22 protein-coding genes are annotated in these 23,211 nt (G+C 52.9%); 14 read left to right on the plus strand and 8 right to left on the minus strand.

What is annotated here, in order from left to right; genetic code table 11:
* On the plus strand, positions 1–408 hold a 408-nt coding region (locus KJY78_RS06090), incomplete at its 5' end, for an LPXTG cell wall anchor domain-containing protein (RefSeq protein WP_214337719.1).
* Between the two features lie 75 nt (positions 409–483).
* Here KJY78_RS06090 and KJY78_RS06095 read toward each other — a convergent pair.
* The 6 genes from KJY78_RS06095 to ychF form a co-directional block, all read right to left on the minus strand.
* A complete protein-coding gene (locus KJY78_RS06095; protein WP_214337720.1) occupies positions 484–825 on the minus strand; it encodes a cupin domain-containing protein in 342 nt (113 codons plus the stop codon).
* On the minus strand, positions 825–1,013 hold the full coding sequence (locus tag KJY78_RS06100) for a hypothetical protein (RefSeq protein WP_214337721.1): 189 nt from the start codon (positions 1,011–1,013) through the stop codon (positions 825–827). The genes KJY78_RS06095 and KJY78_RS06100 overlap by 1 nt, the downstream gene beginning before the upstream one ends.
* A 46-nt stretch (positions 1,014–1,059) precedes the next feature.
* The gene (locus KJY78_RS06105; RefSeq protein ID WP_250544229.1) at positions 1,060–2,448 is read right to left on the minus strand and encodes an APC family permease; all 1,389 of its coding nucleotides are present in this window, start codon (positions 2,446–2,448) and stop codon (positions 1,060–1,062) included.
* Between the two features lie 405 nt (positions 2,449–2,853).
* On the minus strand, positions 2,854–3,225 hold the full coding sequence (locus tag KJY78_RS06110) for an EcoRI family type II restriction endonuclease (protein WP_214337723.1): 372 nt from the start codon (positions 3,223–3,225) through the stop codon (positions 2,854–2,856).
* A gap of 13 nt (positions 3,226–3,238) precedes the next feature.
* Positions 3,239–4,390, minus strand: a complete 1,152-nt coding sequence (locus tag KJY78_RS06115) for a DNA adenine methylase (RefSeq protein WP_214337724.1) — start codon at positions 4,388–4,390, stop codon at positions 3,239–3,241.
* On the minus strand, positions 4,387–5,478 hold the full coding sequence (gene ychF / locus KJY78_RS06120; RefSeq protein WP_214337725.1) for a redox-regulated ATPase YchF: 1,092 nt from the start codon (positions 5,476–5,478) through the stop codon (positions 4,387–4,389). The genes KJY78_RS06115 and ychF overlap by 4 nt, the downstream gene beginning before the upstream one ends.
* 118 nt (positions 5,479–5,596) lie before the next feature.
* On the opposite strand from ychF, the gene KJY78_RS06125 reads away from it, so the two are divergent.
* Positions 5,597–7,060, plus strand: coding sequence for a DNA recombination protein RmuC (locus tag KJY78_RS06125; protein WP_214337726.1), 1,464 nt, complete (start codon positions 5,597–5,599; stop codon positions 7,058–7,060).
* Between the two features lie 74 nt (positions 7,061–7,134).
* On the opposite strand, the gene glpX is transcribed toward KJY78_RS06125, so the two are convergent.
* A complete protein-coding gene (gene glpX / locus KJY78_RS06130; protein ID WP_214337727.1) occupies positions 7,135–8,121 on the minus strand; it encodes a class II fructose-bisphosphatase in 987 nt (328 codons plus the stop codon).
* 173 nt (positions 8,122–8,294) lie between these two features.
* On the opposite strand from glpX, the gene fbaA reads away from it, so the two are divergent.
* Both fbaA and KJY78_RS06140 read left to right on the plus strand, forming a co-directional pair.
* Positions 8,295–9,323, plus strand: a complete 1,029-nt coding sequence (gene fbaA, locus KJY78_RS06135; RefSeq protein WP_214337728.1) for a class II fructose-bisphosphate aldolase — start codon at positions 8,295–8,297, stop codon at positions 9,321–9,323.
* Between the two features lie 46 nt (positions 9,324–9,369).
* Entirely contained in the window at positions 9,370–10,239 is an 870-nt protein-coding gene (locus tag KJY78_RS06140) for a DUF6264 family protein (protein WP_214337729.1), read from the plus strand.
* 140 nt (positions 10,240–10,379) lie between these two features.
* On the opposite strand, the gene aroD is transcribed toward KJY78_RS06140, so the two are convergent.
* Complete coding sequence (gene aroD, locus KJY78_RS06145) at positions 10,380–11,153, minus strand: type I 3-dehydroquinate dehydratase (RefSeq protein WP_214337730.1); 774 nt, start codon at positions 11,151–11,153, stop codon at positions 10,380–10,382.
* A gap of 86 nt (positions 11,154–11,239) precedes the next feature.
* On the opposite strand from aroD, the gene xseA reads away from it, so the two are divergent.
* The 10 genes from xseA (at position 11,240) to KJY78_RS06195 (ending at position 23,126) form a co-directional block, all read left to right on the plus strand.
* Positions 11,240–12,454 (plus strand): exodeoxyribonuclease VII large subunit, encoded by a 1,215-nt coding sequence (gene xseA / locus KJY78_RS06150; protein WP_214337731.1) that lies wholly within the window; start codon positions 11,240–11,242, stop codon positions 12,452–12,454.
* Positions 12,455–12,471: 17 nt separating this feature from the next.
* Complete coding sequence (locus KJY78_RS06155; RefSeq protein WP_214337732.1) at positions 12,472–12,750, plus strand: exodeoxyribonuclease VII small subunit; 279 nt, start codon at positions 12,472–12,474, stop codon at positions 12,748–12,750.
* Complete coding sequence (locus KJY78_RS06160) at positions 12,743–13,417, plus strand: DUF4245 domain-containing protein (RefSeq protein WP_214337733.1); 675 nt, start codon at positions 12,743–12,745, stop codon at positions 13,415–13,417. Before KJY78_RS06155 ends, KJY78_RS06160 begins: the two co-directional genes overlap by 8 nt.
* Positions 13,410–14,069 carry a carbonic anhydrase gene (locus KJY78_RS06165; RefSeq protein ID WP_214337734.1) on the plus strand — a complete coding sequence of 220 codons (660 nt, stop codon included), beginning with the start codon at positions 13,410–13,412 and terminating at the stop codon, positions 14,067–14,069. Before KJY78_RS06160 ends, KJY78_RS06165 begins: the two co-directional genes overlap by 8 nt.
* A 315-nt stretch (positions 14,070–14,384) precedes the next feature.
* Positions 14,385–15,788: a class II fumarate hydratase gene (locus KJY78_RS06170; protein WP_214337735.1), complete on the plus strand. Its 1,404-nt coding sequence runs from the start codon at positions 14,385–14,387 to the stop codon at positions 15,786–15,788.
* A gap of 40 nt (positions 15,789–15,828) precedes the next feature.
* Positions 15,829–17,958 carry a BCCT family transporter gene (locus KJY78_RS06175; RefSeq protein WP_431732331.1) on the plus strand — a complete coding sequence of 710 codons (2,130 nt, stop codon included), beginning with the start codon at positions 15,829–15,831 and terminating at the stop codon, positions 17,956–17,958.
* Positions 17,959–18,270: 312 nt separating this feature from the next.
* On the plus strand, positions 18,271–19,335 hold the full coding sequence (locus KJY78_RS06180; protein ID WP_214337736.1) for a BMP family ABC transporter substrate-binding protein: 1,065 nt from the start codon (positions 18,271–18,273) through the stop codon (positions 19,333–19,335).
* Between the two features lie 99 nt (positions 19,336–19,434).
* Positions 19,435–20,964 (plus strand): ABC transporter ATP-binding protein, encoded by a 1,530-nt coding sequence (locus tag KJY78_RS06185; protein WP_214337737.1) that lies wholly within the window; start codon positions 19,435–19,437, stop codon positions 20,962–20,964.
* Between the two features lie 66 nt (positions 20,965–21,030).
* Complete coding sequence (locus tag KJY78_RS06190; protein ID WP_348771218.1) at positions 21,031–22,209, plus strand: ABC transporter permease; 1,179 nt, start codon at positions 21,031–21,033, stop codon at positions 22,207–22,209.
* The gene (locus KJY78_RS06195; protein WP_214337738.1) at positions 22,206–23,126 is read left to right on the plus strand and encodes an ABC transporter permease; all 921 of its coding nucleotides are present in this window, start codon (positions 22,206–22,208) and stop codon (positions 23,124–23,126) included. The genes KJY78_RS06190 and KJY78_RS06195 overlap by 4 nt, the downstream gene beginning before the upstream one ends.
* The last annotated feature ends 85 nt before the right edge of the window (positions 23,127–23,211 follow it).

Genomic DNA, 23,211 nt, shown 5'->3' on the forward strand with positions numbered 1-23,211 from the left:
GTGTCGGGTAGTGTCAACTGTGTTACCCCGTTTCGGCATAATACTACTTTCATGCATATGGTTGATTATGCTGATCTTGTTAATTATGCTTCGTGGTCTGCTAAGGTTGTGGATAGTAGGGTGTGGGCTGGAAGCAACTGCACAGTAACAGTACGCAACATAACAGCTCCTGATGGTTGGGAGTTCACCAGCCAAACCCCGTCGGTGTATCAACTGCAACAGGTTACAGCAAACGCCACAGTTCAACACACAGTTCGTTTACAACGCAAATTCATGGCCGTAGCACCACCACTACCACTCACCGGCGGAATCGCAACCGACTGGCTATATCTAGCAGGAGCAGGTGTACTGATAGTTGGTGTTACAGCCGGGCTTGTAGCACGCAGACGGTTACAGGCTCGCGTGTAACACCCACAAGCAGAAGCAACAGGCGAGCAGGTGGGGTGGCAGCTCTGCTGTCAGCCCCCTGCCCGTTGAAAAAGGCTAATCCCTAGTCAGTCGCGCTATATCCGCCGCAAAACGCGGATGAGAGCGCAACAAGTGGGCGCGTTCAGCAAGCGTAAACTGTTCCCAAGAAAAAGGCGGCGCCATGGTTGTGCCAAGCAAAGTCCACGCGCCGAGCGAACGAGAACCATGAAAACACCCGCCAGGAACAACCACCTGCGGCACCTCACCACCCAAAACATCCTGCCCAAGAATAATGTTCTCACCGCTCCCGTCAGCCGTGTCTGCAACAAGAGTGCCGTTGATGGAATCTGTTGCTATAGTGGGCGCACTCCCGACGGAATCCGCCGCCGTATCCGACAACATAGCAGACGCAGACACTAGGTTATTTTAGATTCTGTGAGATGTTTTCTGCGTCGCGGTTGCATCGACATTACAATCAGTGCAGCAAGAATTACAGTGTAGGGGATAGAGTCTGTCAGTTGCTGTGGCAGCCCCAGGGTCTGCAAACGGAAACCGAAAGCATCGGTAAACCCAAAGAGCAGCGCCGCGCCACACCCCTGTTTCAAGACACAAAAACGGCGGACAGCTCCTGCCGCCCGCCGTTTTTTAACCCTACTTGCGTTTCATTATCGCTTCTATTTCGTGCTCCGCGTTAGGCCCGGCTTTAATACCGCGCGGAATCCGCAGCATAAAGATAATACCAGCTATCCACCACAGCCCGAACACTACCCACGACTGCCACGACATTACAGCCGCGCCCGGCATTCCCGGGATGTACAGCACGATCAAGAACGCGGCCACCGCAATTGCAACGTAACCGATCCACAGCCCCGCGTTTCCTTTACCGCCAACACGCAACGGACGCTCCATGCCCGGCTCGCGGTGACGTAGCACCACAAACGACACAGTCACCAGAAAGTAGGCGATCACAATCAGCGGCGATGCCGCGTCAACAACCCAGATCAGCGCCGCGCGTCCGAAAAACGGCGCAATCATCGCAATAATGCCGAGCAGTAGCAGCGCATTAACGGGCGTGCCGAACCTAGGGTGAATGTACGCAAACCAGTTTGGCAGCATTCCCGAACGAGCCAGGGAGTAGATAAGCCTTGAAGCTCCCAGCTGCAGCGAATTCCACGATGTGATGATACCCGCAACACCGGCGGCAACAACAACTTTCGGCATAAAGTCGTTACCAAAGAGCACTCCGATAGCGTCTGCCGCGGCGAGGTCGGATGTCGCCAGCTGCTCGTGGCTTAGCGCAACCGAAACCGTAATAATAATCAGGATGTACCACACCGCCGCAACCAGCACAGATGCGATAGAGATTTTACCGATTTTGCGCGGGCTAATATTCGCCTCTTCAGCCGCCTGCGGAATCACGTCAAAACCCACAAACATAAACGGCACAACGATCAAAACCGCGAAGAATCCGACCGCGCCGCCGTTAAAGAACGGCTCCATTTTTGCCGGCTCGCCGTTTACGAGCATTCCGGCAAACAGCACCGCACCGATCACAAACAGAAAAACAACCACGAATGTTTGCACGCCACCGGCCAGTTTAGCGCCGAGAATGTTGATAATTGTGATTACAATCGCCGTTACAGAACCAACCAGCGCCCAAACTAGGAAAACATCAGATTTTGCAACCTCGTACAGTTTAATGTGCTCAAGATCTATCACGTATCCGAGAGCACGCGGCAAAGCCACCGCCTCGAACGCGACCACAGCAGCGTATCCGCCAGTAATAGCCCACGAACCAATTAGTGACCACCTGGGCCCGAGCGCGCGGATAATATAGTTATGCTCGCCACCAGCCTGCGGCATTGCCGCAACCATTTCAGAATATATCAGCGCAATTAGCGCCATCATTGCGCCGCCGATAGCGAACGCGAGAATCGCACCGAATGTGCCCGCGCTCTCTATCCAGCCACCAACTAGCACGATCCAGCCGAAACCTACCATCGCGCCTACGCCAAGAGTTAAGATAGCCAGACTACCCATGCTCCTCTTCAGCCTGCCCTGTGCAGCTACACCTGCTCCAGACATTAATACCCCCTTGTAATCGGCACAGCACCTCTTTTGATGCTGCGCTCGCGGTCGTTTACTTACTTTTGAAAAACGCTTTCACTAAAGCCCCTCCCACGAGCAGAATTAATCCGGCCGGGATCGCGATTATCGCACCCGCCCAAATTAACGCTTCTGTGGAAAGATCCGCCAATTCCATCTTGCTCCTTTCGATTCGTTTGTATAACGATTATACGGTAAATCTAAACTCGATCACACAGCTCATCCAATAATCTGGAACACATTCAACTGCAAAACTTATAATTCTTTCTCAGGTCTGTTTTTGATTTCTCGTAATTCTCGCAAAGATCACACTACTCGATATATTGCAATAGTGCGGCATCAACAGCGGAGGCGTTCAACCTGCATACTAAGTCGAAGGTCGTTAGTTCCCTGATTCTTAACTTCTGTAATCAACACAGGAAACGTACGCTCACTATCTGCTGAAACGATCGAAAGAATACCTCCGTCGGGATTCATGTACGTATTTGGGAGCGGATCACAAAATACTACTGACAGAAAGCTCTGCCGAAGAGAAGCAACGATGTCAGCAAGCATCACTGTTTTCTCATGCTTAAACGCAACACCGAACTTTGCCGTTAAACGCTCAGTGACATTAACAAGTGCCTCAGCAAGCTGCAATTCTTGCTTCGACGATGTCACATTAATGACAGTTCCGTAACGGTTCCGTCGAAGTCTCTCCTTATTAGCCATTGTAGCCCTTTATTCATCCCTCTCTATCAAGCAGAAAAAGATGCTCGTTTACATGGATTGAGCGCTCACGTAAATTTCTACCGGCACGATATGTGTTGTACTTCAGAATCTCCTCATCGACCCGACCGTACTCTTCTAGCGCGCACCTGATCTCTTCTGTGGACACGTACCCATCGGAGTTAAACGATACCAGGAGAAACCTTGCGGTGATATTCTCGAACAAGTCAATAAGCAGCGCTAAAGAGCGCTGCTTAACGTTATAGTCAGAACGATTCCAATCTGCGGGGATGCCAGACACGCGACTTACTCTTTCAGGGCACTCATAGTTCACAAGAAGATTGAGCATGAAGTAATTAGAACCGTATGGGTGTTGATTGTAAGGCGGGTCAATATAAACTAAATCAAACGCTTCCAGCTCTGCAGCAAGGTCGTTAGCATCTCGCCTAAACACCTCGTGTTCAGATTGAAAAATGCTCTGAACCGGCATTTCGAGTGTGATTGGCGCAAGAATTCGATTCATGGCATCACCACCCGAGGCTCCAAATTTACCTATGCCCGTGTTCTTATCCTTATAAAATCCTTTAAAAACACCCCCGGTGTTCGTGTGAACTGACGCCTTAGACAGCAACGGCCCAAGCAAAAGGCAGCGAATTTCGTCCGGGAGTTTAGCCAACTCTTGAATATAAAAGTCAAGGCGACGAGCGTTATCGTTAGAGTAGAAAACTCGCTCGCCCACCCGGATATTCTGGTCATCAGCCGGGGAATATAATTCCCGAATAAAACCGTCGTGCGAGGCTCCCTCAAGCGCAGCACGATTAAGGCGATCAATATGCCAAGCCGCCTCAGCCAGCAAATCCTCGTCGTGATTTGCAAGGAAACACTCGCCGATCACCTGTGCATACAGCTCCAAATCGTTCGACGCCACCAAGGAGGAGTGTTTTTTCATAAGCCGCGCAACAAATCCAGAACCTGTAAACAGGTCCATCGACCTTATTTTTCTTCCTCCGAGTCGATTGCGCACCTCAATAACAGCCTGGCTGATAGAATCCGCCAGACCTCGCTTATTCCCAATGTAGGTGACGAGCTGCCGACTCAGAAACGAAGGGTTTTCGCCCGGCTCAAGCCGGTCACAAAGCCCGGTCTCGAAGAGCGCAACACGACTCACTTCTTACCACCAGACGTAAGCCCCGTACGAAACTCGACCACATCGCCCGGTTGCATCACGTAGTCTTTGCCCTCGAGCCGCACTTTGCCGGTGTTACGCGCCTCCAGCACAGAGCCCGCCGCAACAAGATCATCAAAACCGATAACCTCGGCTTTAATAAATCCTTTTTCAAAGTCGGTGTGAATCACGCCCGCGGCCTGCGGCGCCTTCCATCCCTTACGGATCGTCCAAGCGCGGGTTTCTTTCGGCCCGGCGGTCAAGTAGGTTTGCAGCCCGAGCTCGTCGAAACCGACCCGCGCTAGCTGATCCAGCCCGCTTTCCTGCTGCCCCACAGACTCCAGCAGCTCGCGTGCCTCTGCCGCATCGAGCTGAATTAGTTCGCTCTCGAGTTTGGCATCTAAGAAAATTGCCCTGGCGGGGGCAACTATAGTCGCAAGCTCCGCCTTCTTCGCCTCATCCATAAGCACGTCTTCATCCACGTTAAACACGTACAAAAACGGCTTCGCTGTGAGTAAGCCAAGGTCCTTAATCGCGCTAATATCAAGGCCCGAGCTAGAAAGTAATTTACCCTCGTTAAGCACTGCGCGCGCAGCGTTCGCAGTTTCTAGGACTTGCGGATCCGCTTTCTTCGCCTTCACTTCTTTTTCAAGCCGCACAACAGCTTTTTCAAGGGTCTGTAAATCAGCCAGAATCAGCTCGGTGTTAATAGTCTCAATATCGCTCGCCGGGTCGACCCTGTTATCAACGTGCACAACATCAGAATCAGAGAACCCGCGCACAACCTGCGCAATTGCGTCCGCCTCACGGATATTGGCGAGAAACTTGTTACCAAGCCCCTCCCCCTCACTCGCGCCGCGCACAATTCCCGCAATATCAACGAAAGACACGGGCGCTGGCAAAATCCGCTCACTGCCAAAAATAGCCGCGAGCTTGGGCAGCCGCTCATCTGGCAGGCTCACAACCCCGACATTCGGCTCAATAGTCGCGAAGGGGTAGTTAGCCGCCAGCACGTCGTTGCTTGTAAGTGCGTTAAAAAGGGTTGATTTGCCGACGTTAGGCAACCCCACGATTCCAATTGTTAAAGCCACGGTATTATCTTACTCGCTTTCATAGCGGATCAGCTTGCACCCGCCCGAAACTCCCGCGATATTGCGCGCGAGCGGCGGCTTAAAAATTAGTGTCCTAAACCACCGCGATAATAGAGGTATGATTAATTTTGACACAGCCCAAGCAGCTGCTTTTCTTATCGGCGCTATTCTTGCGGGGGTGGCGCTGGCTCTGATCTTCGCGCGCCAGAAAAAAGGTCTAGTTGCGCATCACAACGCCCAGCTTCAAGCTCTCACAGAAGCTCACGCGAGCGATAAGAGCGAGCAAGAAGAGCGCGCGCAGCGGGAATTATCTGCAGCCAGAGAGCAAGCTGCGCAAGAGCTGTTCAGAACCACAACAAACCTAGAACAAAAAATGTTTGCAGAGGTAACACGTGTTGCACAAGAAAAAGACGCGACCATATCGCAGCTCAGTGCGCAAATAGCCAGCCTTGCTGCTTCTAAAGAAAACCTTGAAAAGCAGCTCACAACATCAAAGCTAGAGGCAGAATCTAAAATGAACCTCCTAAAAGAGTTTGAGCCGCTTAAAGCTCAGGTCGCGCAAATGGGCAACAAGCTAAAAGAAATGGATGAACTCAGCCTACAGCAGTATGGTCAGATGCAGGAGACCCTGCAGATAACAAAAAACTCAACGTCTAAACTTGATCAGGCAACCTCGCAACTAAAAGAGGCGTTTACAAGCACTAAAACCGCTGGCGTTTGGGCCGAAGAGTCACTCGAAAGACTTGTTGAGGTCTCTGGCATGATAAAACACGTAGATTTCAAGACTCAGGTTAGCCTAGACAGAGGCAACAAAGCTGATATGATTATTAACCTTCCGGGAGACCGTAAAGTTATTGTTGATGCTAAGACCCAGTACGGAGAATTCAAGAAGATTAGCGATAATCCTTCCAAAGACGAAATTGATAATACTTGGAAAAACATTGCTAAAAATCTTAGAACAATGATCACCGATATGAATAAGCGCAACTACCCTGAAAAAATTGCAGGTTCCATTGATTCAACAATTATCTACCTGCCTAATGACACCTTTTTAATAAACAGTTTAGCCGTAGACCCCGGCCTAAATGATTACGGTCACAGCAAAAACATTATTCTCACCTCACCGTCCAGCCTGTTTGCGGTTCTTAAATCGTTTTCCATAGCCTGGGAGCGAGAAACAGTAAGAACAGAAATGCAAAACATCTATGAAACCTGCCGCGTGCTGTGTGAAAGACTTGAAAAATTCACAGAGTATGTAGCAAAAATAGGCGCAGGGCTAACAAACGCAACTAAAGCATATAATGACGCGGTGAGCTCATATAACGGCCGCCTCGCCCCACAGGTCAGAAAAATAGGTGAAATTAACGAAAACACATTCCCTAAAGGAAACACGAACGCATCTCAGCTTGAGTCGGTCGAGGTAATAGTTCGAGATAATCTCAAAGTTCCTAAGGAGATTACCAACTCTAAAGACACAAAAGGCAACGTCGAAATGCCAGTTGCAGCAGCTGCCGAAACAGCGGGAAGCGCCGCAACCTCAGGCTGGACAAGCTGCAACAACGACCAGGAAAAAGAAAGCTAAATCACAAAGACCTCAACCTGGTCAAGTGGCAACACCACAGATTTTGCAACAGCTTCCAAAAAAACTGCAGGCCTTTACACACCCCAGCGATCTTCGCGCATATCGGAAACAATGTGCCTTACCGTGCCCGAATACGAGCGCAAAACAATGCTTTCCGCTCGCACAAACTCGCCGTGGCGTTTCACGCCCGCAAGAAAATCAGCGTCCGTAATGCCCGTTGCAACAAAATAAGTGTTATCGCTTTTCACAAGCGTGTTTTGATCCAGCACCGCGTCCAAATCATGCCCGGCATCAATAGCGCGCTGCTTTTCCTCATCATCGCGCGGCATCAGCCTGCCCTGTATTAAACCGCCAAGTGTTTTCACCGCGCACGCGGTAATAATCCCCTCGGGAGTTCCCCCGATACCAACGCACATATCGATCCTAGAATCAAACCGTGCCGCGTTCACGCCACCGGCCACGTCGCCGTCCATAATCAGCTGCGTGCCCGCGCCAGCTTCGCGAATATCCTGAATCAGCTGCGCGTGACGCGGGCGATCAAGCACAGCAACCCGGATATCAGACACGTCAACGCCCTTAGCACGAGCCAGCGCACGGATGTTCTCGCCGATTGGCTTCCGAATATCAACAACATCAACGCCCTCGGGCCCGCACACAATCTTGTCCATATAGAAAACAGCCGACGGGTCATACATTGAACCGCGATCCGCCACCGCAATTACCGACAGCGCGCCCGGGCGACCCTCCGCACTCAGCCGCGTGCCATCGATCGGATCAACCGCAACATCACACTCAGCACCCGTGCCATTACCCACCTTTTCGCCGTTGTACAGCCAAGGAGCCTCATCTTTTTCACCCTCACCAATAACAACAAAACCGTTCATTGACACCGACGCCAAAAACCTGCGCATCGCATCAACAGCCGCGCCATCCGCCGCATTTTTGTCACCCCGCCCAACAAAAGGGGTTGCCCTGATAGCGGCGGCCTCGGTTGCTCGCACGAGTTCCAAGCCGAGATTACGATCCGGCTGCCACTCACTCAGTGTAATACTGTCGCTCATCTGCGCTCACTTTCTAAAACTAACAGCTAAAACCGCTTCTAGCCTATCCTGCAAGTTTCAAATACAGCACAGAATCGCTCTATTTTAAGGATTACCCAAAATCAACTGGCTATTATTAAATAGTGAAGCATCGCAAAGGTGCCCCAAGTGCCATACGTTTTTAAGGAGTCATCATGCCAATAGCAACACCCGCACAGTATCGCGAAATGCTAGACACTGCTAAAGCGCAAAAGTTTGCTTTTCCGGCAATCAACGTCAGCAGCTCACAGACTCTTAACGCAGCTTTACAGGGGCTTACGGACACAAAATCTGACGGCATTATTCAAGTTTCTACCGGCGGGGCCGAGTATTTTTCTGGTCCAAATATTAAAAACCGGGTGAGCGGCGCGCTCGCCTTCGCTAAGTGCGCAGAAGAGGTTGCAAAAAATTATCCGGTAACGGTTGCGCTGCACACCGACCACTGCCCCAAAGAAGCGCTCGACAATTTCGTATACCCGCTCATGGAGGCAAGCCGCGAGCGCATCGCACAGGGGGGCACGCCTTATTTCCAGTCGCATATGTGGGACGGATCAGCGGTGCCGCTGAATGAAAACCTTGCAATCGCGCAAAAACTACTCCCGCTCGCGCACGAGCTGGGCATTATTCTCGAAATCGAAATCGGGGTTGTTGGCGGCGAAGAAGACGGTGTAAGCCACGAAATAAACGAAAAACTCTACACCTCAGCAGCTGACGCAATCGCCACCGCAGAAGCTCTCGGGTTCGGCGAAAAAGGCCGCTACATAACCGCGCTAACTTTTGGTAACGTGCACGGTGTTTACAAGCCGGGCAGCGTAAAACTGCGCCCCGAGCTGCTGCGCGAACTGCAAGACGCTGTGGCAACAAAGTTTGGCACCGAACCAAATCCTTTCGATCTTGTTTTTCACGGCGGATCAGGCTCCTCGCCAGAAGAAATAGCCGAGGCGGTGGCAAACGGTGTAATTAAAATGAACATCGACACCGACACACAGTACGCCTTTACTCGCGGAGTTACCTCGCATATTTTCACCAACTACGCCGGAGTGCTAAAGATTGACGGCGAAGTTGGCAACAAGAAGCAGTATGATCCGCGCGCCTGGGGTCGAGTTGCGGAAAGCACAATGGCGGCGCGAGTTGCTGAAGCGGCTGCCCAGCTGGGTTCGGCTGGCAAATCAATTTCTCTTTAAACTCTTAACCAGTAGCTGTAAAACGGCTCGGAGGCTCTAACAACAAATGCAAAAAACACCCGACGAAACCGGCGAAACACCACAGCAACAGGCGGACGCATCGGCTCAGCCTGAAACGAGCGAACAGACGCACACTCTAAAAAAGCAGCTGCGCCCACGCCCGCAGTATGGTGAGCTAGCTCCCGAGGGTTGGCAACCGCCGCGCCCGCAACCCCAACAAAACCACACCGCGCCGGGTGAATCTGGCGCAAACCACTCAGCAATACCGCACAACCTGGGTTTAAACCCTGCGGCGGGCAGAGCGTATCAGAGCAGCCCAACAGAGCAGCGCGATAATACGGCAAAAAGCGGCAACTCAGCAAAACAGCGCGGTGCGGCAGATAAGCCGCCCCGCGAGGCGAGCGCAGCGGCATCCGCAAAATCTCCTATGGCAGGCGCTACGCCCGCAAAAACTCCCATTGCGGCAAATCCCGCCGTAACCGCGCCAGGTCTCAAACGGGCAGGGCAAGTTGATCGCGTTATTACGATTATGCTGCTGGTTACGGGCGCGCTGGGTGCTTACGAGTGCGCCAGCAGTATGCTGCGCCTGCGCACAACAGCAGGCGTGCTAGCGCAGGTTATTCCGGATGACGGCGCAACAATTCCGAGTTGGGTGTCACAGCTGGGCATTATCGCCGCGGTTGGAATAATTGTGCTGTGGACAGTTTCGCTGCTGATTTCTATTCGCCGTTTGAGCTTAAAGAAGCTGACTTTCTGGGTCCCCTTAACCACCGGAATTATTGCGGGTGTGCTGGTTCTTGTTGCCGCAGCGGTCACTATTTATTCCGTGTTTCCCGCTGGAATGCTTGAAAATATAGACCCGGAACAGCTGCAGAGCATTCTAAACGAGCTTGTAAACCGCCTCCGCAGAGTTTAGCGCCCGCACTGGCGAAACTCATGTTTCGCCTGATCCTGTTGCAGTTTTCAATACCACCGCGTGCCTAATTCTGCACCCGCGCGGCAGCCCCCTGCACCGCAGATTTAACGCCTGCACGGGCAACCACCCATGCATTAGATTTAGCGCTCCCGCGCAGCAGCAAGCTCGCGCACTGTTAGCTGCCCTGGAGCAGACCCCTTCAGCAGGCTCGCAAAAGTTGCGATACTGCCGTTTTCGTGCGCCATAACGCGGCTTTCCCTGCCCAGCTCGCCCATCGCAATACCGATTACCGCGCATTCAAGCTCACGAGACGCCATCCTTGTTGCCGCTAATAACCGCACGGTGTCCGCCACGCTAACCGGAGTGACCGCAACCTTGGCAACATCCGCTCCCAACTGCGCGGCCCGCGCAAACAGAGCCGCCAGCTCGCCATCTGCCGGGGTTTGCTGCCAGTTATGGTAGGAAACAATCGCGCTGATATTACGCGCCCGGCACTGCGCAACAAGCTCCGCCACGCTTACTGCTCGCAGCTCAACATCTATTGCCGCAGGAAATAGGCTGATCAGCTCAGTAATTACCGCCACATACTCGGCGCTGCTGAAATCACGCTTACCACCGTCACGAGCGGTGCGCAGAGTTGCTACTACGGGGATATTAAGCGCCTCAATTGCCGCGTACACCTCAGCCAAGCGCGCTAAAACCACAGCAAACTCGCACCCGTCGCAAAACAGCTCATCAACGCGCCACTCAACAGCGTCAAACAGTTCGCCCCGGCGCAGCGCATCCGCCGCAAAATCGACCAGCTCGCGCGCATGGCGCGCATCCCGCGCCTGCAACGGCACAATCACGGTCGCATTTTCGTGAGCGCCCGCCCGCTCATGCCACCTTATCGCATCTGCTACAGCGCTTTTCACTCTGCTATTCACCACCATTTCGTTACCAATTACAAGGTTGTCGCATCTGCTATTATCATAGATTATAAACACCGTTAGGAGCTAGCATGACAGGAAACATAACTCGCGAGAATCCCATGTCAGTGCAAGCGGTAAACGATAGCCTACGCACATATATCAGAAAATTGCCTCCTATCTGGGTCGAGGGGGAAATATCTTCCTGGACAAACAATCGCGGCAACGTTTACGCGGGGCTTAAAGACCTTAACACCGACAGCAAGCTCGAATTCAACATCTGGAATAGCGCATCTCACATTAGCGGCGACTTTAAACAGGGTGATCGGGTTGTAATGCACTGCGCGGCAGATTACTGGGTTAAATCCGGCTCTCTAAAATTTAACACAACAGCCATCGAAGCCGTTGGTGAGGGGCAACTTTTAGCCGAAATTGAGCGGCTCAAAGCCAAGCTACAAGCGGCAGGTTATTTCGATGCCCGACACAAAAAACCGCTCCCTTTTTTACCCAATAAAATTGGGCTGATCACCGGCAAAGACTCGGACGCTGAAAAAGACGTTATCAACAACGCACGCCTCAGGCTGCCCGAGGCGCAGTTTCGGGTTGTGCACACCGCCGTACAGGGGCAAAACACAGTTGCCGAGGTGTGCCAGGCAATTTCGATCCTTGACGCAGATCCCGAAGTTGATGTGATTATTATCGCGCGCGGCGGCGGTGATTTTATGCACCTCTTGCCCTTCAGTAACGAGCTTATTCTAAAGTCCGCTTTCGAAGCTAAAACACCCATTATCTCCGCTATTGGGCACGACAACGACCGCCCGCTGCTCGACTATATAGCGGATGTGCGAGCCTCCACCCCAACCGACGCCGCTAAACTGGTTGTGCCCGATCTACAAGCGGAGCTGGCGGCAATAGCCGATGCCCGAGTGCGTACAAAGAAATCGATACTGCGCTTTATCAGCACAGCCACTGAGTATCTCACCGCGCTGCGCAACCGTCCGTCGCTCAGAAACCCGGCAGCGGTGCTCGAGAATCACAGCATTGAAGTGCAGCGTTACGCGGATCGCGGCGCAGAACTGCTAGCTCACAAACTCGCCAACAGCGAGGCGGATATTCAACACCGGCGCGCAAGCCTGCGCGCGCTCTCCCCGCACGGCACGATGCAGCGCGGGTATAGCGTCGCGCTCACACTCGACGGCAAACTTGTGCGCAGCACGCAGCAGCTCAGCAGCGGCACGCAGCTGCGGCTACTGCTGCGCGACGGCGAAGCGACAGTCACAATCGACTCTATTAACAGCACCAAATAGTAAGGTTAGAAATTATTATGACGACAGTAAACAACAACGCCAACCTCAGCTCTGAGCAGGCTAACAATCAGCTCACAGATGTTGCAAACTTAAGCTTTGAGCAGGCTCGCGACAGGCTCATCAGTGTTGTGCAGCAGCTAGAGCAGGGCAATGTAACTCTCGATAAGTCTCTTGCGCTCTGGGAAGAGGGCGAAAAACTAGCGCAGCACTGCGAAGATAAGCTGCGGCGCGCCAAACAGCAGCTGGAGGGCGCAAACGGCGGTGCTGGTGTATCCGCTAGCGGATCAGATGCGTAACAGCCCAAAACCGGTTGTTGCCGAACTCGGCAGGCCAGAAACAGCCGCCGAAACAGCCGCTCGCAAGGCCGAAAATAGCCGGCTGTATAAAAAACGCAAAACGGTTAATAACCTTGTGTATTCGCTGCTGGTCACACTCGGGCTGGTGCTGATTATGGTACTGATGGTACCGCGCGGCACCGGCGATTACCCCTCTCGCAATGTTGATGTTGTGCAGCTGGCACAAAATGCGACTAACACCGCAGGGCATCCGCTGGCAGCTCCCCAAATGCCGGCCGGTTGGCTCGCCAAACAGGCGCAGCTGCGACACAACAAAGACACGCGCACAAGCTACTGGTATATCGGGTATACAACCCCGAGCAACAACTACGCGGCAGTTGCGCAGGGCACAACCGTAGATTTAACGCCCGCGAGTGAGGCGTGGGTGAAAACGCAGCTGGAGCGCAAAAAGCAGACCGGGCAGGAGGAGTTTGCCGGGCACACCTGGCGGGTTTATAGCCACCCTAAAGACAGCTCCGATAACAGCAACGTGCGCTACGGGTATGTCACAACTATTGCCGGGGCGACCCTGATTGTAAGCGGCACAGCAAGCGAGGCGGAAGTACGCGAGCTGGCGGCAAACACGGTCGCATCACTTGCCTCCAGGAACGCGGGCAGCAATGGTTGAAACACGGCTCACCCCGCAGCAGGCGTGGCTTAAACTGCTAGCCGGCAACACTCGGTTCGTTACCGGCAAACAGGAGCACCCCAATCAGGACACAATGCGCCGCGACCAGCTGGCCGGCGGGCAGTTTCCAGACATTGCGCTGTTTGGCTGCGCCGATTCTCGAATCGCCGCCGAAATTATTTTCGACCTGGGGCTGGGCGACCTGTTTGTGATCCGCAATATCGGACATATTGTTGCCGAATCGATCGTCGCCTCACTCGAGTTTGCGGTGTCAGAGCTGGGATCTGCCCTTATCGTGGTGCTGGCTCACGACTCATGCAGCGCGGTAAAAACCGCAATAGAGCTATCAACGCAACATCCGCCTGTAATCCCGCCCGCTGTTGAGCGCACCCTCGCGCCCGTGCTGCCCGCTGTGCAGCAGGTGTGGCACGAGCGTAACAGCACAACCCCGTACGTGTCGCCCGCTGTTATTGACGCCGACGCGGTCGGAGCAAAGCACCTTGAGCTGACTCTCAACACGATTTTGCGCTCGTCGGTTATTTTGCGTAACGCGGTGGCAAGCGGATCACTGGGCATAGTTGCCTGTAAGTACAGTATTTCACGCGGGCAGGTTGAGTTGGTGAGCGCTGTTGGTCCGATTGTGACACAGTAACAACACCCCAGCCGCGCCACAAAACAACCCAAAATATCTTGTGGCGCAGTAGCAATACACAATAGCGCAGAAAAATATCCCACACCCGCTTAACCGCGCAGCAAAAGTAATCCATAGACGCTTACAGCACTATAACAATATCCACAGCCGTGCCACATTCACACATTCACACATTCACACATTCACACATTCACACATTCACACATTCACACATTCACACATTCACACATTCACACATATTTTATGCGTACCCTAGAAAGGTGAACTGACACACCCTCCCGGGTGTAATTAATTTAGATTAATTTAAGGATTAAAATGACTAAAGCAGTCGAATACCGTATCGAACACGATACCATGGGCGAAGTAAAAGTGCCTAAAGACGCTCTCTATGCGGCTCAAACACAGCGCGCCGTTGAGAACTTCCCAATTTCTGGCACGGGTCTAGAATCCGCACAGATTATCGCCCTGGCGCGCATCAAACGCGCCGCCGCTCTCACTAACAAAGAGCTTGGCATTCTCAAGCCAGAGATAGCGGATGCGATTGTCGCCGCCGCAGATGAGGTAATCGACGGCGCGCACCACGATAATTTTCCGGTTGATACTTATCAGACAGGCTCTGGCACCTCGTCAAACATGAACATGAACGAAGTTTTAGCGACACTCGCTTCTAAACACCTGGGCGCTGCTGTGCACCCCAATGATCACGTGAACGCGTCACAATCTTCTAACGATGTTTTCCCAACCTCGGTGCACATCGCCGTAACCGGCGCGCTGATTAACACGCTACAGCCGGCGCTTGAGCATCTCGCAAAGGCTCTAGAGGCAAAAGCTGAGCAGTGGCAAGACGCTGTAAAACCGGGGCGCACCCACCTGATGGACGCAACACCCGTAACACTCGGGCAGGAATTTGGCGGATACGCCGCGCAGATCCGCTACGGCATTGAGCGAGTTGCTGCAACCCTGCCGCGCGTTGCTGAAGTGCCGCAGGGCGGCACCGCAGTGGGCACAGGAATTAACACACCGCAGGGCTTCCCCGAAAAGGTTATTGCTGAAATTCGCAAGTCTTCAGGACTTCCAATAACGGAAGCGCGTAACCATTTTGAAGCACAGGCAAATCGTGACGGGCTTGTTGAAGCCTCGAGCGCGCTGCGCACAATCGCGGTTTCTCTCACAAAAATTAATAACGATTTGCGCTGGCTCGGATCGGGTCCTAACACTGGTCTGGGAGAAATTTTTATTCCCGATTTGCAGCCGGGCTCTTCAATTATGCCCGGCAAGGTTAATCCGGTTGTGCCCGAGGCTGTGTTAATGGTTTGCTCTCGCGTTATTGGCAACGACGCAACCGTGGCGTGGGCTGGCGCGTCTGGTGCGTTTGAGCTGAACGTGCAAATTCCCGTTATGGGTACTGCCCTGCTCGAGTCTATCCGCCTACTCAGCAACGCTTGCACCGTGCTTGCAGATAAAACGATTGCCGGGCTAGTTGCCAATATCGACCGCGCCGCAACTCTAGCAGGAATGAGCCCCTCAACTGTAACTCCTCTGAATCGTCTGGTAGGATACGAAGCTGCGGCTAAAATAGCTAAGCATTCAGTCGCTAACGGAATTACCGTGCGTGAGGCAGTAATAGATCTTGGCTATGTTGAGCGTCGCGAAATCACGGAAGCTGAGCTTGATAAAGCTCTTGATTTGCTTTCAATGACACATCCTGAAGTTGCCTGATAATCATCTTTCAAATTAAATTACCTATTTACAGGAAGTTATGACATCCCAAAACAGGCATGACAGCCTGTCTGCGCAGACTAAAAACCTGCGCAGCGAGCCTGTTATAAGTGCCACAAGAAGGGTTTCCAGGGGCACTACAACCTCTGAAAAAATGACCCCTAAAAAATTCTTTAGTGAGGTTAATTACCCTCACAACATTCATCCGGCTCTTGTACCCGGTGTTTCCATCGAAGATCAGAAGATCCGCTACGGCGTCGATAAGCTAATTATCGGTATTGTTGGCGCGCTGATAATCGGTTTTATTATCTGGGGCGTGACACAACCCCAACAGGTTGCTGAGCTCTCGGGAATAGCGCTCGGCTGGGTTATGGAAAATCTAGGCTGGGTCTTTACCGTGCTCGCAACGGGTCTTGCAATCGTTCTGCTGTGGCTGGCTTTTTCACGCTACGGTAAAATTAAGCTCGGGCTTGACGATGAAAAACCAGAGTTTTCAACCGCCTCATGGGCGGCGATGCTGTTTGCCGCGGGTATCGGCATCGGCATTATCTTTTTCGGTGCGTACGAGCCACTAACTTTCTACCTTTCACCGCGCCCGGGAGCATACAACCCGGCAACCGCAGAGGCAATTAGCGGCGCGCTCGCACAATCCGCCGTGCATTGGGGTATTAACGCCTGGGGCATTTACGCCATCGTAGGTCTCGCTGTCGCATACGTGTCTTTCCGGCGCGGGCGCGTACCACTGATGAGCTCAATTCTAACAAGCCTCTTTAAAACCGATACGAGCAGCCCCGGAGCGCGGATCATTGACGGGCTAGCAATTATTGCAACCCTCTTTGGCACCGCGGCTTCGCTCGGTATTGGTTCGCTGCAGATTGCGCGCGGCACGGAAATTGTGACCGGCTGGTCTACAACCGGCAATAATGCGGCGATTATTATAATAATGCTGCTCACAATCGGCACAATAATTTCCGCTGTTTCTGGCGTTTCAAAAGGAATTAGAATGCTCTCAAACATAAACATGGCGCTCGCGCTAGGGCTGGCCGTGTTTATCTTTGTTGCGGGCCCAACCGCGTTTATTATGAACGCCATTCCAAGCGTTATGATTGATTTCTTCCGCACCGCTCCCGAGGCGCTAAGCGCAAATATGGCAACCAGCGAAGAAATGCACAAGTTCTTAAGCTCGTGGACAACCTTCTACTGGGCTTGGTGGGTTAGCTGGGCACCCTTCGTTGGTATTTTCGTGGCTAAAATTTCACGCGGTCGCACGATCCGCCAGTTTGTTATCGGCGTGCTTTTTATTCCGAGCACCATTGTGATCGTTGCGTTCACCGTTATTGGCGGCACCGCGATTTGGCTGCAGCGCGAAAGCCAGGCGCTCGCACCCGGCAATGACCCGTCTAAATTGCCAGCTCCCGACGAAATTATGTTTGCGGTGCTCAGCCACTTGCCGGGCGCAAATATTGTGGCTCCGCTTGTGATTGTGCTGCTCGCGATCTTCTTCATCACTTCAGCGGATTCCGCTTCACTTGTTAGCTCCCAATTGTCGCAGCGCGGCAATCCTGCTCCAAAGCGACTGATTACCGCTTTCTGGGCGCTCTGCATGGCCGGCATCGCAGTTGTTATGCTGATAACCGGCGGAAAAGACGCGCTACAGGGACTACAAAATCTGATCACCATCACGGCGCTGCCATTTGCGATTGTGCTAGTGCTAATAACAATTGCGCTGGTTAAAGAATTACGCAACGATCCTGCAACGATTCGCTCAATATACGAACACTCCGCTGTTGAAAACGCGGTGCTGCTGGGAGTTAGCAAATACGGCGATAACTTCAGCCTCGTTGTGCAACCAACAGAAAAAGACAGTAAATTCGCTGCTGGCTCTGATTTTGACTCGAAGGCCCCAGAGGTTACTGAATGGTATGCGCGCACAGATCAAAACGGTAACCCGATTGAGTATGACTACGCAACCGGCCAGTATCTAGATCTTGAGGGTAAACCACTGCCGAGCGCCGAGCAAGGCGCAGAGGATGTTAGCCCCACAACTGCCGCGATTAACATCGCTAAGGCGCAGGAGCTAATTCGCGAGCGCGCAGCTCAAGAGCGCGCCGCCGCAGCACAGAACGCGCAGAAACAAGCATCACAACAAGAAACCGAGCGTGACAGCTAGCAACCAGTTAGTTATCACCAGCAGGAGGGGGTGCGGATCTCTCTCTCCCTCCCTTTTTTTTGCATATCCCAGCAGCGCCGCACACAGCCAACCACCCGCCAACCACCCAAGTCAAGCAACCGCATCGCCAAACACATCCGCTAACTCCCTAAAACCAGCAGCCTCCCCGCCCTAAATCGCGCCAGTGGCGAGAATAAGCGATTTTCGGTATGCTAGTCATGCCGCAGCACGGTTTCACACTGCTTTGTAAATCCGGGTTGCGACCGGTGATCAAAGCGCACTAAACGCAAAACACTTTGAAAGGAAACATAAATGACCTGGTTTACTAAACGCAGAGCTAGCGTAGCTGTAGCTGGTATTGCGGCCGCCAGCCTACTTCTTTCGGGCTGTGCTGGCGAGACAAAATCATCCACCGACAAAGACGGCTCGGGCGATAAGCGGTTTATCTACATCACAAGCGATCCCATCGGGCAAAGCGAGTTTTTGAAATCTGGTCAAACAGGCATTGAAAAAGTTGCTAAAGAGCACAACGGCAAACAGAAAATTTACGAGTCTAAAGACGACGAAACCCGCCGTGCAAACCTTGAACAGGCAATCGCAGAGGCTCCTGACGTAATCGTTATGCTGGGCTTCCAGTTTATCGATATGGCTAAAGAGCTGGCGGTTGCTAACCCCGAGCAGAAATTCCTGCTAATTGACTCTGTTGTTCCTGATGCTCCTGCAAACCTCTACAACGCAACATTCAAAGAAGAAGAAGCATCCTACCTGCTGGGCATTGAGGCCGCAGCGCTAACCAAAACCAAGAAAGTTGGCTCCGTGCTATCGCTCGATATTGAGGTGATCCGCGATCACAGCGAAGGCTTCAAACAGGGCGTGCTGGCATCTGACCCTGCTGTGCAGGTGCTAGAGCCACAGATTGTTGGCGGCGAAAATCCATTCTCTGACACAGCGCGCGGTAAAGAACAGGCTCTTGCCTACGCCGCAACCGGTGTGGATCAGGTTTTTGCAATCGCAGCGGCCGCTAACGGTGGCATTATTGAGGCTGCAAAAGAGAAGGGATTCTACGCTTACGGCGTTGATGCTAACCAGTGTGGGTTTGCTCCGGGAAGCGTTGTTGACGGCACGATCAAATCGGTTGACAACGTGATGGTTACCATGGTTAAAGACATTCTCGCGGGCAAGAGCTCTAAAGAAGCCAGCAAAGAGTTCGGCATTAAAGAGGGTGGCGTAACCGTTGTGAGCCTCACCGATCAGGCCGCTAGCTCACAGTGCGTGGTTATGGAGCACCCTGAAATCTTGCAGCAGGTGAAAGATGCCGCAGCGAAGATCAAGAGCGGTGAGATTGTTGTAGTCAATCCAAAGACAAAAACCTCCTAGCTTAAGCGTGCGGGGCGTTGTTTTTAGCAACGTCCCGTTCTCCTCTATCCGTGAATATTCCAACAGCGCACTTTAGCAAATATTTCAAAGGAACAAAATTTGGTTCACGAAGTTGAAATGCGTGCCATCACAAAGACTTTCCCCGGTGGCATCATTGCTGACGACAGGGTTGATTTAACCGTTAATAAGGGTGAAATACACGCTCTTATGGGAGAAAACGGTGCCGGTAAATCCATTCTTATGTCAATACTCGCGGGAGTTTACAAACCAGACTCGGGTGTTATTAAGGTTAGCGGCAAAGAGCGCAAGTTTTCAAGCCCGCTCGACGCGATAGATGCAGGTATCGGCATGGTTTTTCAGTCTTTTAAGCTGTTCCCCTCGCTCATAGTTGCTGAAAACGTTGTGTTCCGTGCGGAGCCAACCAAACACGGTCTGCTCGACACAGAAGCTGCGGTTGCAAAGGTTGCCGAAATTGCAAAACGCTATGGTTTGCACGTTGATCCGCGCGCTAAAGTTAGTGATGTGCCGGTTGGAGTGCTGCAGCGCGTTGAGATTATCAAAGCCCTCTACCGCAACGCGCAGGTTTTGATTCTTGACGAACCGACTGCGGTACTCACCCCGCAGGAAACAAAAAGTCTCTTTGAGGTTTTGCGCACCCTAAAAGCCGACGGGCGCACAATTATCCTGATCACTCACAAGCTCTCCGAAGTTATGGCAGTTTCAGATCGTGTCACGGTTTTGCGCGACGGACGCAACGTTGCCGAGCTAATCACCGCCGAGTCATCCCCGGCAGAAATAACCCGCCACATGACGGGTCGCGACGTAGATCTCACAACTCCCTCGCCCAAAAACGCACCCGGCAAACCGGTGCTGGAAGTAAATGAGCTAACAGTGCCCGGGCTTGGTAAAAACGCCGTGAATAACGTTTCTTTCAGTGTGCGCGAGGGTGAAATAGTTGGCATTGCCGGGGTTGCCGGTAACGGTCAGGTTGAGCTGGCAGAAGCCATTATGGGAATGCGCCCGCTTAGCAACGGCGCGGTTAAAATCGCCGGTGTTGACTGCACCAACCAAACAATTGCCACCCGCCGTGACGCGGGAATCGCCTATATTCCAGAAGACCGTCACGGCGTTGGCAGCGCGGGCACAGCATCCGCAACCGATAATCTGGCGCTAAGTCACCACCGCCGCACCCCGCTGCTGCAAAACGGGCTGCTCTCCCGCGCGCGCATGGTCGAACACGCGCAGCGCCTAATTAAACAGTTCGGCGTGAAAATCGCCAGTCATGAAACCGCGGTTGGCACGCTCTCCGGCGGCAACCTGCAAAAAATTGTTGTTGCGCGCGAGCTAGCCAACCACACTCCCCTGCTGATCGCAGAACAGCCCACGCGCGGGGTTGATATTGGATCGATCGAGTCGATCCACCGTGAACTCACCGAATATCGCGATAACGGCGGCGCGATTCTGCTGATTTCTGCCGAGCTGAGCGAGATTATGTCGCTCTCCAGCAGGATTCTGGTTATGTTTGAGGGCGAAATTGTGGCGGATCTGCCCAGCACCGAAGCCACCGAGGCGCTGCTGGGTATGCACATGGCGGGTCATAAAACCGTAACAGATGCTGAGCGGGTGTAACTATGACAGCACGCGCCACAAAAATTTTATTTGCTAAATCTTCTATTAACGTATCGGAGTAGCACAGTGAGTTCTATAAATACCGGAGCTAGCTCTTCCAGCGTTTTAGACAGGCTCGCAACGGCTGGCAGAAGCGCCCTCACAAGCTCGACCCTGGTCTCCATTTTGAGCGCATTTGCGCTCGGCGGGGTGATGATTTTAATCACCGGGTCAGATCCAATAACCGGATTCTCGGCAATGTTTTCGGGGGCTTTTGGCACGGGAATCGGTCTTGCCAACACGCTTTCTAAAACAACCATGATTATCTGCTTTGGGCTGGCAACAGCAATCGCGTTTAGAGCCGGCATTCTCAACCTTGGCACCGAGGGGCAGGCTGTGCTCGGCGCGCTCGCCGGCGGTATTGTTGCGCTGCACATGCCCGAGCCCGGTTTTCTGGTTCTAACAGCGGCGCTTATAACCGCGATTATTGTTGGCGCGATGTGGGGGCTGGTTGCTGCCCTGCTAGAAAACTATATGGGCGTGCCGATTCTTATTTCGACGCTGCTGCTCAACTATCCGGCACGGTTTTTTTCGTCTTGGTTGATCCGCTATAAATTGAAGGATCCAGCGAGCGACCTGCCAGCGAGTCGCACTTTTGCAGAAGACACGATGCTGCAGTATTTTGTGCCGCGCGGTTCTGCGGCCGCGAAGAGCCTAGCGCAGCAGTTTGGTGGCACCAGCCCCATCACGGGCGTACTCACTGGCGTAAACTGGTCGCTTATTATTGTCGCTGTGCTGGTTGTTTTTGTGATTTTTTTGAACAACCGCACCCGCTACGGTTTTGAGTCTGGGCTTGCCGGACAAAACCCACAGTTCACCAGGTATTCTGGTGTACAGCCCGAAGCGCTTGTTGTAAAAACGATGGCGCTGTCAGGTGGAATTGCAGGGCTTGCCGGTATTCTGCTGGTTTTGGGGCAACCAAGCACGCGGATGCTTGAAGGGCACGTTGTGACCACCGGATACGCTTTTACCGCGCTGCTGGTGACCCTGCTTGCCAACTACAAGCCGATTCCAACCGTGCTTTCGGGACTGTTCTTTGCCGGAATTATTGTTGGCAGCGCCGCGCTGGGACGCGAGCTGAGTCTGTCACCACAGATTAGCGCGATTATTCAAGCGCTGGTGATTATTTTTATCGCGTTTAAGGTCGGTTTGCCGCAGTTTAAAAAGCGGCCCGGGAAGAGCGTAACCGAGGAGGTTGCAGCATGAACCTAGCTCACCTATTTGACCAGGATCTAGTGGCATCGGTTTTACGCTCGCTGATTCCGATTCTGCTCGCCGCGCTCGGCGGTATGCTGTGCAGCCGCGTTGGTATTTTTAACATCGGCCTTGAGGGCATAATTCTAATCGGCGCTTTTGGCGCGGTTGCCGGATCGTATTTCACAACCAACGGGATTGTTGGCGTGCTTGTGGGTATGGTTTCTGGCGCACTGTTTTCGTTGATTCTGGGATACGGCTCAATATATCGCGGAGGCGACCCGATCGTGCTTGCAATAGCTATGAACCTGCTCGCAATCGGCATCACAAGCTTTTTAATCTACTCGGTTTTTAGGGTGCAGGGAGTTTTTAAGCACGCGGATATTATCGGCATTCCAACCTGGAAAATACCGCTTCTTTCAGATATCCCCTATCTCGGGCAGCTGTTCAGCCTAAGCCCACTAGGGTATTTGGCGCTTATTCTAGTGCCGGTTATCTGGGTTGTGTTGTTTCGCAGCCCGCTCGGGTTGCGTTTGCGCGGGGTTGGTGAGCGCCCGCTTGCTGCCGCCACGCTCGGTATTAGTCCGCAGCGCTATCAGCTTAGCACCGTTGTTGTTTCGGGAGCTCTTGCTGGGCTCGGCGGTGCGCAGCTGGCTATTGGTAACGTGCAACAGTTTAGCGAGAATATGTCGGCCGGGCGTGGCTGGATTGCGGTTGTTGCTGTTATGCTCGCCCATTCGCACCCCGTTGGTGTGCTTGGCGCGGCTCTGCTGTTTGGGTTCACTGATGCGTTCGGTTTCCGTTTGCAGAGTTTCGGTTTGCCGCAGCAGCTCACGGATTCGATTCCTTACGTTGTGACGCTGGTTGCGCTGGTTGCAATGTCGGTGCGGTTGCGTCGTAAACGCTTCGCTGAGTCTAAAGTGGCGTAGTGACCCCGTTTGTTTTGTTGCCGGATAATGCGGCGGATGCTGTTCCTGCTGGTGCTGCTGGTGCTGCTGGTGCTGCTGGTGCTGC

Origin of the sequence: Canibacter zhuwentaonis (assembly GCF_018531145.1) — a bacterium.
Lineage (GTDB): Bacteria > Actinomycetota > Actinomycetes > Actinomycetales > Microbacteriaceae > Canibacter > Canibacter zhuwentaonis.